We start from the raw sequence: 13,292 nt of genomic DNA, 5'->3' as shown, positions 1-13,292 counted from the left end.
ATATCATGTGTTACCCGAATCCGCCCCTGTCCTAAATCTGTCTGTCAACGATCTTGAGGTGCGATAGAGATGTCTACCCAACTACCCGAATCCACAATTTCAACCGAAGATCGATCGCCGGACTCTTCGGCAACGGAAGAGTCCTCCTCGAGTCCGTTCGATCGTCCTCCGTCCCCCAAACCGCCTCGGTGGGGAATCGCGATCGTCGCGATCGTGCTTCTGGCCGGAGGCGGTGGATTTCTCGGCTGGCAGTGGTGGCAGTCGCGCCGAGGCGCCAGTACCGAACAAGCTTCCGGTCCGCCGCCGACCCCCGTACAGCTCGACACCGTCGAAACCTCCAGCGTCGAAGATTCCACCGAATTCGTAGGTACCCTAGAAGCCCAGCAAACTGCCACGCTGCGGGCCGAAGCCAACGGCGAACTGGTTGAAGTTTACGTGCGTCCCGGCGACGAGGTGGGACAGGGGGAAGTTCTCGCTCAGCTCGATCCCCGTTCCGTCGAAGCCGACATCGCCCAAGCCAGAGCAGACGTGCGCCGAGCTGAAGCCGAACTGGCCGAATTGCAAGCCGGAACCCGCGAAGAACAAATCGCCCAGGCTCGCGCTCGCCTGCAACAAGCCGAAGCCGACCTGCGAAACGCCCGTTCTGGTGTGAGTCCGGCGGAAATTTCCCAAGCTCGGGCCCGTCTCGAGTCCGCTCGAGCCACTGTCAACTTGGCAGAAGAGCGCATCCAACGCTACCGCCTCCTCGAAGCCCGAGGCGCCGTCTCGACCGACGAACTCGACGAACGAGAAGAACGCTACCGTACGGCTGTGGCGGCGTTGCGAGAAGCCGAGGAAGCGTTACAAGAGTTGCAAGCCGGACAAGATATCGATATCGATCGCCTGTCTGCGTTAGTCGAAGAACGCCGTCAGGAGCTGCGGGAACTGGAAAACGGCGCCCGTGTCGAAGATATCGATCGAGCGCAAGCGGATGTCGAATCGGCACAGGCGGACGTCGAATCGGCGCGAGTGCGATTGCAAGATACGGCAATTATCGCCCCCTTTAACGGAACGATCGGCGACATTCCCGTGAAAGTGGGAGATTACCTCAGTCGTGGCGATGTCTTCGCCTCCCTGACGCAGAACCAAACCCTAGAGTTACGGCTGTCGATTCCCCTCGAACGAACTGACGAGTTGCGCTTGGGGCTTCCCGTAGAAGTGTTCGACGCAGCGGGAAGTCTGACTCCGTTAGCCCTCGGACGCGTCAGTTTTATTTCGCCGCAAGTCAACGACGAATCCCAAACCGTTCTGGTGAAAGTCACCTTTGAAAACAGAGACGGTACGCTGCGCGATCGCCAGTTCGTGCGGGCGCGAGTCATCTGGCGCGAACGGCCGGGAACGGTAGTGGTGCCGACGACGGCGATTATTTTCCAAGGCGAACGACGGTTTGTCTTCGTGGCCGAGGGGAGCGGGGAAAACGTGACAGCCAAGCGTCAAGCCGTGGAACTCGGGATTTCTCAAGGCGATCGCACCGAAATTGTCGAAGGATTGAATCCCGGCGATCGCATTGTCGTATCGGGACTGCAAAAACTCGCCGACGGATTGCCGATTATGCCGGTCGGCGGAGAGGGAGAGATGGTGAGATGAGGAGCAAGGGAGAGGGGGAGAAACGGTTACCCGTTCGCTGTCTTCACTCTTCCCGAAAGGACTCACACCGCCCAAAAAATCTGCTCCATAACACATAAAACATAATTTGTAAAGGCTACACCGCCGATGTTTTCTAATTTTTTTATTAAGAGACCCGTTTTTGCGTCGGTGTGTTCGTTGCTGATCGTCCTGATCGGATTAGTGGGATACGGTCGTCTTCCCGTTCAGGAATACCCCAGCATCGATCCACCCGTAGTGAGCATCACCGCCGTTTATCCCGGCGCGAACCCTCGGGTCGTCGAAACCGAAGTCACGGAAATTCTCGAAGCCGAAATTAACGGGGTCGAAGGCATTAAAACCCTCACCTCAGAAAGTCGCGAAGGGGTCAGTTCCATTACCGTTCAGTTCGACCTCGGAGAAGATATCGACGTGGGCGCTCAAGAAGTCCGCAGTCGCGTCTCGCAAGCCGTGGGAGAGTTGCCCGACGACGTCGAATCGCCCGTAATTCGGAAAGAATCGGGAGACTCCTCTCCGATTGTTTGGTTTGCCTTATACGGTAAAGAAGACGGCGTCACGACCCTCGAGTTGAGCGATTACGCCGATCGCTTCGTCGTAGACGCCCTCGAAAGCGTCGATGGCGTCAGTAGCGTCATTATCGGGGGCGAACGGCGGTACGCCATGCGACTGTGGATCGACCCGCAACGCTTGGCCGCGCGAAACTTAACCGTCTTAGACCTCGAAGACGCCCTGCGTCGAGAAAACGTCGAAATTCCCAGCGGACGCATCGAAGGTCAAAGATCGGAATTTTCCGTGCGGACATTAGGGCGGTTGCAAAATCCCCAAGAATACGAAGAACTGGTCGTTGCCACGAATCCCGACGGAACCCAAGTCCGGCTCAAAGACATCGGACGTGCAGAAATCGGCGCAGAAGACGAGCGATCGTTCGTGCGCTTCAACGGTCGGCCGGCGGTGGGATTGGGCGTCGTCAAGCTTTCAGCCGCGAACACCCTAGAAGTCGCGGCCGGGGTGCGAGAGAAAATGAAACAACTCCAGCCGCAATTTCCCCCCGGTATCGATTACGAAGTCGCCGTCGATAACTCAGAATTCGTAGAACTGGCGATCGAAGAAGTCTGGACTTCCCTGTATCTCGCCGTTTTTCTGGTCATTCTCGTTATTTTCTTCTTCCTGCGGGACTGGCGAGCGACCATCGTTCCGGCGGTGACGATTCCCGTCTCGCTGATCGGCGCGTTCGGCGTCATGTTCTTCCTCGACTATTCCGTCAATACCCTGACGCTGTTTGCGTTGACTTTGGCGACGGGGTTGGTGGTGGACGATACCATCGTGGTTCTAGAAAACATCGTCCGCTACATCGAAGAAGAAGACATGAAACCCTACCATGCGGCGACGCACGGCTTAAAAGAAGTGGTCTTCGCCGTCATCGCAACGACCGTGGTGTTGGTGGCGGTGTTTCTTCCCGTGGGCTTCTCTACCGGAACCACCGGACGGCTGTTTACCGAGTTCGCCTTGACCCTAGCCGGATCGGTGATTATCTCCTCGTTTGTCGCCTTGACCCTAGCCCCCTCCCTATCCGCGCGCATTCTCAAACACGACAGTCAGCTTCACGGCTGGGTGTTCGATAAAGTTGAAGACGCCCTCAACGGTCTGGCCAACTTTTACGCCCGTACGCTGCGCGGGGTCTTATCCCTGAAAGGGTTAGTCGTTATCGGCTTTTTCATCTCCCTGGCATTAGTAGCACTGTTGTTTTCCCAGCTTCCCAAAGAATTTCTGCCCACGGAAGACCGAGGACGGATTTTTACCTTCGTGCGCGCGCCGCAAGGGGTGACGATCGACTATACGGACGAAGTGATGCGCCAAGTCGAAGCCGTCTACGAAAACACCCCAGAAGTGAAGTATTACTTCAGCGTCGGGGCGTTCGGTGGCGGTGCGCCGGGACAGGTCAACCAGGGGATTACCTTCGTTCGCTTACAGCCTTGGGACGAACGAACCGAACCCCAACAGTCGCAACAGGCACTCATCGGTCAGTTTTTCGGGAAGTTCGCTGGCATTACAGGCGCTTTAGTGTTTCCCATCAACCCGCCGTCCCTTCCCGGTGCGGGATTCGGTCAACCGGTGCAGTTCGTGTTACAGGGAAACGATTTAGAAGAGTTGGCGCAGGTGTCGGGAGACTTGGCGCAGCGAGCGAACCAACTCCCCGAGTTGGTCAACGCCGATACGACGTTGAAGCTGACGCAACCGGAGTTGACGATCGAAATCGATCGCAAAAAAGCAGCGGAATTGGGAATTACAGCGCGGGATATTTCCAGCACCCTGCAAATTCTCCTCGGCAGTCAGGAAATCACCAACTTCAACCGAGGAAATCGCCGTTACGAGGTGGTGGTGCAAGCCGAAGACAGCTTCCGCATGAGTCCCGAGGATATCAACGAACTCTATATTCGCACCCAAGACGGGGCTGTGGTTCCGCTGGGGAATGTCGTGACCCTCGATACCACCACGACGCCACCGCAAATCGAACACTACCAACGGTTTCGATCGGCTACCATCGAGGCGAGTCCCGCTCCGGGTTACAGTCTGGGTCAGGCGTTAACGGCGTTGGAGACGTTAGCGGACGAAGTGGTTCCCGACAGCATCACGACTGGGTTGACGGGTCAATCGTTGGAGTTCGCCGAAGCAGGAGAAGCCACATCGTTTATTTTCGCTTTGGCGCTGGCGTTTATTTTCTTGGTGTTGGCGGCGCAGTTCGAGAGTTATCTCGATCCCGTTGTCGTGTTATTGGCAGTTCCCCTGTCGCTGTTGGGAGCGTTCGGGGCGTTGTGGTTGGCCCGGCTCGATCTCAATATTTACAGTCAAATTGGGGCGATCATGCTCATCGGTTTGGCGACGAAAAACTCAATTCTCATCGTTGAATTTGCCAACCAGAAACGAGAAGCGGGAATGTCGATTTCTCGCGCAGTTTTAGAAGCAGGAAAAATTCGATTTCGACCGATTTTGATGACGGCGTTCTCGACGATTTTCGGATTGTTGCCACTGGCGTTTGCCTCTGGTGCTGGGGCGGCGAGTCGGGTTTCCATCGGAATGTCCGTTGTCGGTGGAATGTTAGTTTCGACCCTGTTGAGTTTGTACGTGGTTCCCGTGTTTTACGTTATGGCTAATGCGGCTCAGAAACGCTTGGTGAAATCGCTTCATTTGACGCCGGAAACCTAAGTTTCGCGTTTGAATTTTCTCTGTTTTTTAAGTTTGTCTCAACCCTCCACCTTCTTCTGGAAACGGAAGAAGGGGATTTTCTTTTAAAGGGGATGTTGCGATCGGTGTGTGTTCGATTTTTCGCTCGTTTTGTTGGAATTCGCATCGTGCGATCGCCCCGACAACGACAATACAGATTGCCAACTCGGGTCAGTATCAGCCAGAGCAGACGATCGCTGGAGAGACTCAGACAGTAGGTCGAAACTGGGGAAGCATCGATCGCCGAGAAATTGTTTCGGCGATCGCATCGAGGTCTCAGTGCAAGTCACCGTCAGAAATACGCCGTTGCCTTAACCGATCGATCGCCGATCTTGCCGTGTCCCGCTTAGAATTTCCCGTTGCGATCGCCCAACCTTCGCTAAGTTCGAGCGATCGCCCTCAACTCTTTCCCATCTGCCGTGCGAACGTTACGCAATTCCACCAGTTGTCAGATACCATAGGTTAGACTCGGTTTCACCTTTGGGGAAGTGGAGCGCCGTGCTAATTCCACTCGATTACTATCGAATTCTCGGCTTGCCGATTCAAGCGACGGCCGAACAGATCCAACAAGCCTATCACGATCGCTCTCGACAACTGCCGCGTCGGGAGTATTCCGAGATAGCCGTTCGCGCTCGCAAACAACTGATCGACGAAGCCTACACCGTTCTCTGCGACCCCGACGGACGGGCGAGATACGACGCCACCTTTCTCTCTAAAACCTACGACCTCGACGAAACCGACGCCGAAACCAGCGAAAACGGAACGGGGGCAGTGCGTCGGGACTCTCAAACTCCCCGCCTCGAAATCGAAGACGAGCAACTCGTCGGCGCGTTGCCGATTTTCCTCGAACTCGGCGAGTACGATCTCGTGTTGAAACTGGGACGTCCCCACCTCGTCCACCGACCCACGGACGAACTCTCGGGAAGCGAGGCGGTAATTCACGCGGACTTCGTTCTCACCGTGGCGATCGCGTATTTAGAAATGGGGCGCGAGCAGTGGCAACAAAGCCAATACGAACGAGCGGCCTCCTCCCTCGAAGCCGGACAAGCGCTCCTCTTGCGTGAAGGACTGTTCCCTCAAGTACGAGGCGAAATGCAAGCCGATCTCTACAAACTCCGCCCCTACCGCGTTCTCGAACTGCTCTCGTTACCGCTCGATCGCGACGTTCCCCGCCAGCGGGGACTGCAACTGCTGCGGGACATGATTCAAGAACGCGGCGGTATCGACGGTTCTGGCGACGATCGCTCCGGCCTCGATGTCGATGACTTCCTGCGCTTCGTCCAACAACTGCGCCAGTATACGACCGCCGCCGAACAGCAACTGCTGTTTGAAATGGAAGCCCGCCGTCCGTCCGCCGTCGCGACATACCTCGCCGTGTACGCCCTCGTCGGTAGAGGTTTCACCGAACGCCAACCGGGACTGATTTACCGCGCCAAACTCCTCCTCATCCAACTCGGTCGCCGCCAAGACGTTCGCCTCGAACAAGCCATTTGCGCCCTCCTCCTCGGACAAACCGACCAGGCGACGCGAGCTTTAGAACTCTCCCAAGAAGAAAGCCCCATCGCCTTCATTCGCGAAAATTCCCAAGGATCGCCGGATTTGCTGCCGGGACTCTGTTTGTACGGCGAACGGTGGTTACAAGAAGATGTCTTTCCACACTTTCGCGATCTGGCCAACAAAACCGCCTCCCTCAAAGACTATTTCGCCGATCCCCAAGTTCAAACCCACCTCGAAAACCTGCCGCCTGAAACCGAAGAATCCAGTCAATGGGTGGTTTCGGCAACTCAAACCGCACTGCCCCCGCCCGACTCGACCGCCGTGGCCGCCGTTCCGACCGCTCGCCCAGCCAGTCGGACGGCGACGGCAGCCCCTTCGAGTTTCAGTTCTCCTCAAACCCTGCGATCGAGCGCTCCGTCTTGGCAACTGACGGGAACGCCAGCGTCTGCCAGTCGCGAACCCGGACGGGACGGAATCAACCTCCCTCCGAGCAATCCCTTCGGCTTAGATGAAGACAGTCCGCCCTCGGCGCGGCGAACGGGACGACGGGGACGCCGCCCGCGTCGCAAAGGTCTCAAGATCGATCGCCTGATGATTGCCATCGGGGTTGGAGTGCTGGGACTGGCGCTGCTGGGCTTTATCCTGACGAGCATTTTGGGCGGTTTGGCGGCGATGCTGGGACTCTCGGGCCCCGAACTCGACGACGACGGATTAGACATCGGCATCGCAACGCCTCCTGTAGAACTTCCCGACGCCACTCTTCCCGCTATCGATCCCAACGCCCCCATCGATACCGAAACAGCCCGCACCACGATTCAAAACTGGTTGAACGTGAAAGCGAATGCGATGGGCAGCGATCGTCAAATCGACAAAATTCAAGAAATCCTGACAGGGCCGGCGCTGGCAGAGTGGCAAGAGCTGGCAGAACGGGCGCAAACGAACGGCTGGTATTGGGAGTACCAGCACGACCTCGACATCAGCAGCGTGACCCCCGATGCCAACGACCCGAATCGGGCTGTGGCGACGGCTCAGGTGAGGGAGCAAGCAACCCTTTATGAAGGGGGACAACCGACTACCGAACGGAACGACAATCTCAATGTGATGTACGAACTGATCCGTAGCGACGGTACCTGGAAAATTCAAGATTGGGTGGTGGAATAATCGGCGGTTCTCGGTCAATAATGGTGAGTTAACGATTTTCGCCAGCGCATTTTTTACGAATGGTAGAACTGACCCCCAATCCGAGCTACAGTTTGACCTTACGCTTTCGCCTGCCCAATCGAGCTGGAATGTTAGCGAGTGTCGTCCAGTCGATCGCCTCCGTGGGCGGCAATTTGGGTCAAATCGATCTCGTCGAACAAAACCGCAAAACCTCCGTGCGCGATATTACAGTGGATGCGTCGAGTACGGAACACGCTGAAAAGATTACCCAAGTGGTGAATCAGATCGACGAGGTGGAAGTCCTCGAGGTGTTCGATCGCACGTTCAACTTACACCGAGGCGGCAAAATCCACATTCAAAGTCGCTTGCCCCTGAAAAGCCAATCGGAGTTGGCCATGGCGTACACTCCCGGTGTGGGGCGCGTCAGTCGGGCGATCGCGGACGACCCGCAGTTGGTGTACAGTCTGACCATGAAGGGGAACACGGTGGCGATCGTCAGCGATGGTAGTGCGGTGTTGGGGTTGGGCAATTTGGGACCTGGCGGTGCGCTTCCGGTGATGGAAGGGAAAGCCATGCTGTTTAAGGAGTTTGCAGGAATTGACGCCTTTCCGATTTGTCTCGATACCCAGGATGTCGATGAAATTGTCGCCACTGTCAAACATATCGCGCCGGTGTTCGGCGGGGTGAATTTAGAGGATATTTCTGCACCTCGCTGTTTTGAGGTGGAACGACGACTGCGGGAAGAACTCGATATTCCGGTGTTTCACGACGACCAACACGGTACGGCGATCGTGACGTTAGCGGCGTCGATCAACGCGCTGAAATTGGTGAATAAGTCCATGTCGGAGATTCGCATCGCCATGAACGGGGCGGGCGCGGCTGGTTTGGCGATCGCGCGGTTGTTGAGAAAAGCCGGAGTTGGGGACATTGTTCTCTGCGACTCGCGGGGGATTATTTCAACCAAACGGGACGATTTGACGCCGCAAAAACAGGAGTTTGCCAGTTCGGTGAGTGGAACTCTGGCTGATGCGGTGAAGGGGGCGGACGTGTTCGTCGGCGTCAGCGTTCCGGGGGTGTTGACGGTGGATATGGTGAAAACGATGGCCTCCGATGCGATCGTCATGGCCATGGCGAATCCGATTCCCGAGATTCAACCGGAAAGCATTCAAAACGAAGCGGCGGTGATTGCCACCGGACGCAGTGACTACGCCAACCAAATTAACAATGTTTTGGCGTTTCCGGGGGTGTTTCGCGGGGCGTTGGACTGTCGCGCCTCGAATTTGACCACGAGTATGTATTTGGAAGCGGCCAGTGCGATCGCGTCGCTGGTGTCGCCAACCCAGCTCGATCGCGAGCATATCGTGCCTTCGGTGTTTGACAAGCGCGTGGCGACAGCGGTTTCGGCGGCGGTGCAGCGGGCGGCGCGTCAAGAAGGCGTCGCGCAGTGTTAGTGGTGAGAAACCGGGTTTTGGTCTCACAAACCCGGTTTCTCGCCTCAATTTTTCGATGAAACTCATCCCCGGACAAACTCCAAGGCGCCTCGCTCTGTTCGGGGCAGTTCTCATCAGCGCAACTCTGGTGCGGGAGTTGGGAGTCGATCCCGATGCGTTAGATTAACCTCAGCGTAGCGATTATCTTAAAGTTGTCGGGGTGGGCAGGACGCTAAATTCACTGCCGATCGCAACTGATTTTTTCAAGCTGCCCACCCTAAAGTCTACCATTTAAATAAGTTAATCCCTTTAAAGCTATGGTAACTTCACGATCGATCCAATCCCAATCTTCTCCCGAAATTGTCTACCCCGAAAGTGATGAAAAACCGATGGCAGACAATACCGTTCAATTTCGCTGGATTAGCGTAATTTATCACAATCTCGCGTGGTTGTTTGCCGAGAATCCCAACGTTTTCGTCGCTGGCGATCTCCTCTGGTATCCTGTCGAAGGCAACAATCGACTCTCTCAAGCTCCCGATGTCATGGTGGCATTCGATCGCCCTAAAGGCGATCGCGGCTCTTATAAACAATGGCAGGAAAACGACATCGCGCCTCAAGTCGTCTTTGAAATTTTGTCCCCAAGAAACACCCTCAAAGAAATGGGGCGTAAGTTCTGGTTTTACAACGATTACGGCGTCGAAGAATATTACGTTTACGATCCCCAGAAAAACGATCTCTCCGGTTGGTTGCGCGGAGAAGCGGAAGTTCCCGAGATGGCGCGTTTAGATATTATTGAAGAAATGGATGGTTGGGTGAGTCCGCGTTTGGGGATACGCTTTGAAGTGAAAGACAAAACGATGGAACTTTATCGCCCCGATGGTTCGCCGTTCCTCGACTACAATACCGTTCAGCAGCGACTTCAGCAAGCCGAACAACGGGCAGAAACTGCCGAACAACGCGCTCATCAACTGGCGGCTCGTTTGCGGGAGTTGGGAGTCGATCCCGATACGTTAGATTAGTTTCAGCAGAAACTGGGTTTTTGCCCAAGCTGAAGATCCCCCAGTTAAAATGGACTGAAAAAGCCGGTTTCTTACCTCAGTTCCCCGATGAAACTCATCCCCGGACAAACCCCAACGCGCCTCGCTCTGTTCGGGGCTGTCCTCATCGGTTCCACCTTTTGCCCTCAAATCCTTGCAGGAACTGCCGCCCCAGCAATTGTGGGAACGTTGGCGGGGATGGTGTCGAGCGTGTTCGGTGGCTTAGTCGCCAACGACATGGGGGAACTGGCGAAACGCCTCGAAAACAAAGACACCACCAATCACGATTTAGCCAAAGCCACGGGAGAAGCGATCGGCCTCGTTCTCTCCAATTTGGCAGAAACGAAAGACCTCGATGCTGAGTTTAAGCAGAAACTCAAGCAGTTAGCGGAAGTTGCCGAAAACCAGTGGTTGGAGATCTCGCAGCCAACCGAAGATGAGGATGTTTCCCTCGAAATTCCCGAGACGGAACTGGTGAAGTTGATGTCTCGCAAGGCTGAGGATTTCGCCCAGGTGACGGCGTTCGACCGAGAGACTTGGGAAGAAGTCGTGGTGGCGTTGGCTGCGGCTGCCAACACTCAATTGAAAAATCGCTGGATTTCGATCGTTGCCATTCGACTGCGATCGACGTTTCCCCAGGCGTTTCGAGAAGTGTTGAAGTTGGATGCAGAACGCGGCGGAAAAGCGTATGCGGCGATGTCGTTAAATTTAATGGGGGAAATTACCGCTTTGGCTTCTCAAAGAGCGGGATTTCCTGAAGACGACATCATTTCAATTGAAACATATTTAGAAGAAAATGTCAAGGGTAAAATCGAAAAACAACAGCGAACGTTTTGTCAGTTAATCCGAGAAGTTGAATCGGGTTTTACTGTTGTTATCGAACAGGCAAAACAGGAGATTATTGACGAAATCCGTGCGGGATTTCAGGGGGTGAATACCCGCCTAGAAGAAATCGGAGAAGATGTTGAAGAGATTAAAGACATTATCAGCCAAAGAAAGCTGACAGGTGGCGCTCTCATCGGGGGAAGTTTTAGTGGTATTTGTGCGAACTGGCAGGGGCGAGAATTAGAAATTCAGCAGTTAAAAGACTGGATTCAAAATCCCGATATCACCTTGATGGGAATTGAGGGAACGGGAGGGATTGGAAAAACTAGCTTGGCGGCAAAGGTTTTTGAGGAGTTAAACGCCGACTATCGCGGCTATTGGGCGGATGTAAGTGCGGGGGCAATTTTTACTGAGGTGGCGCGGGCGGTTTTAGCGCATTTTCAATATCCAATTCCCGAATCTGAAACGGCATTACCGGGTACTTTGGTGTCCTGTTTGCAGCAAACGAAGTGCTTGCTGGTGTTCGATAACTTGGAAACAGTTTTGCGAGACGGGCAGTTTGTGTCCGGTTCGTTTTACGATGAGTTTTTTAGAGGTTGGCTCAATCGGAGAAGCGACAGCGCCGTTGTGGTGACGACGCGGGAACGCTCGAATTTGAGAGGGTTTAATTACTGGTTGCCGCCGTTGACGGGGTTGAGCGAAACGGAGGGTGCGGCGTTTTTAAAAGGGCGGGGACTCACCGACGACGAGGCGAAACTGAGGGAGTTTTCTAGGTTAGTGGATGGATATCCGTTGCTGTTGCGGTTGGTGGCGGATTTGCTGGTTGATGATTCGCCGCAAAATCCCCGGTTGGAACGGTTAAATCAGTTGGGGTTGGCATCGTTACCGGAGTTGTTGACGCATCCCGACGTGAAGGGAACTCACCGTCAAGCCGAAGTGGGAATTGTGGCGGTGTTGGATGCCAGTTATCGGCGGTTGAGTGACGAGGCGAAAACGCTGCTGCATTCTGCGAGCGTGTTGCGGGGTGAGTTTGAGGCGGAGATGGCGTTGGCGGTGTCGGGGTTGGAGAAACCGCCGAGGGAAGTGGCGGCGGATTTGCGACAGTTGGCGAGACAGTCTTGGCTGTTGGAAGATGAGGTGAAGGGAGCGCGGGTTTATGATTTTCAGCAGGTGGTTTTGGCTTACGTGCAGCATAAAGCCGGGAACCTGACGGCGGCGCATCAACGCGCGATTGTTGATTATCAAAGTCGGGTGAAACTGCGTGGGGACTGGGAAAGCCTCGATGACGTGAGCGAGTATTTGGAGATTTTTTATCATTATTGCCAGTTGGGGGCGTATGAGTCGGCGTTTGATACGCTTCGTGATGGCGATGATGTCAATCGATTTTTGGATTTAAGGGGCTACAATTCAACCCGTATGGAATTGTACAGTCAGTTGGTGGAAAACTGGCCGGAGGTCGATCGTCAAAACTGGAAATTTGGTGCGGCGTTAACCAGTTTGGGCAATGCTTACTACTCCCTGGGGCAGTTCCAACGATCGATCGAGTTCCACCAGCAGTACTTAGACATCTCACGGGAAATCGGCTATCGCCAGGGCGAGGCGAACTCCCTGGGCAATTTGGGCAATGCTTACTACTCCCTGGGGCAGTTCCAACGATCGATCGAGTTCCACCAGCAGTCGTTAGACATCTCACGGGAAATCGGCTATCGCCAGGGCGAGGCAATCTCCCTGGGCAATTTGGGCGCTGCTTACTACTCCCTGGGGCAGTTCCAACGATCGATCGAGTTCCACCAGCAGTACTTAGACATCTCACGGGAAATCGGCTATCGCCAGGGCGAGGCAATCTCCCTGGGCAATTTGGGCGCTGCTTACTACTCCCTGGGGCAGTTCCAACGATCGATCGAGTTCCACCAGCAGCAGTTAGTCATCTCACGGGAAATCGGCGATCGCCAGGGCGAGGCAATCTCCCTGGGCAGTTTGGGCGCTGCTTACTACTCCCTGGGGCAGTTCCAACGATCGATCGAGTTCCACCAGCAGTCGTTAGACATCAAACGGGAAATCGGCGATCGCCAGGGCGAGGCGAACTCCCTGGGCAGTTTGGGCAATGCTTACTACTCCCTGGGGCAGTTCCAACGATCGATCGAGTTCTACCAGCAGTCGTTAGACATCTCACGGGAAATCGGCTATCGCCAGAGCGAGGCTACGAGTCTTCAAAATTTAGCGAGAGCCTATCATCTAACTGGCAGAGTGAAGGAAGGATATCAAGCAGGTTATCAAGCTCAGCAGATTTTACAAGAGCTAAATTTACCTCTAGAGGCTTATCCGATTCCCAAGTGGCAAAAATCGATCGCTCGATTTGCTCAAAAGGGTAAAGCTCAATTCGCAATCTGCTTCATCTTGGGAATTTTGGGTCTTCGGAGTTTGAGGTGATAATAGTATAATAGAAAACAAATGCAGGCGGATCTAAAGATGAACT

7 protein-coding genes are annotated in these 13,292 nt (G+C 54.8%); all 7 read left to right on the top strand.

Features of this window, described 5'->3' with window-relative positions; all coding sequences use genetic code 11:
* Positions 1-69 precede the first annotated feature (69 nt).
* Positions 70-1,626: an efflux RND transporter periplasmic adaptor subunit gene (locus GEI7105_RS0103780; RefSeq protein ID WP_017659155.1), complete on the top strand. Its 1,557-nt coding sequence runs from the start codon at positions 70-72 to the stop codon at positions 1,624-1,626.
* Positions 1,627-1,752: 126 nt separating this feature from the next.
* On the top strand, positions 1,753-4,848 hold the full coding sequence (locus tag GEI7105_RS28935) for an efflux RND transporter permease subunit (RefSeq protein WP_017659154.1): 3,096 nt from the start codon (positions 1,753-1,755) through the stop codon (positions 4,846-4,848).
* A gap of 106 nt (positions 4,849-4,954) precedes the next feature.
* Positions 4,955-5,332, top strand: coding sequence for a hypothetical protein (locus GEI7105_RS38185; protein WP_158413151.1), 378 nt, complete (start codon positions 4,955-4,957; stop codon positions 5,330-5,332).
* A gap of 32 nt (positions 5,333-5,364) precedes the next feature.
* On the top strand, positions 5,365-7,524 hold the full coding sequence (locus GEI7105_RS0103765; RefSeq protein ID WP_026097405.1) for an IMS domain-containing protein: 2,160 nt from the start codon (positions 5,365-5,367) through the stop codon (positions 7,522-7,524).
* A gap of 59 nt (positions 7,525-7,583) precedes the next feature.
* A complete protein-coding gene (locus tag GEI7105_RS0103760) occupies positions 7,584-8,975 on the top strand; it encodes a malic enzyme-like NAD(P)-binding protein (RefSeq protein ID WP_017659151.1) in 1,392 nt (463 codons plus the stop codon).
* Positions 8,976-9,271: 296 nt separating this feature from the next.
* Positions 9,272-9,973 carry a Uma2 family endonuclease gene (locus GEI7105_RS0103750; protein WP_017659149.1) on the top strand — a complete coding sequence of 234 codons (702 nt, stop codon included), beginning with the start codon at positions 9,272-9,274 and terminating at the stop codon, positions 9,971-9,973.
* Between the two features lie 87 nt (positions 9,974-10,060).
* Positions 10,061-13,246, top strand: a complete 3,186-nt coding sequence (locus GEI7105_RS33080) for a tetratricopeptide repeat protein (protein ID WP_017659148.1) — start codon at positions 10,061-10,063, stop codon at positions 13,244-13,246.
* Positions 13,247-13,292 lie beyond the last annotated feature (46 nt).

Source organism: Baaleninema simplex PCC 7105 (assembly GCF_000332355.1).
Taxonomy (GTDB): Bacteria; Cyanobacteriota; Cyanobacteriia; order Cyanobacteriales; family Geitlerinemataceae; genus Baaleninema; species Baaleninema simplex.
Note: the sequence above shows the minus strand (reverse complement) of the source record. Positions and strands in the feature narration are given on the sequence as shown.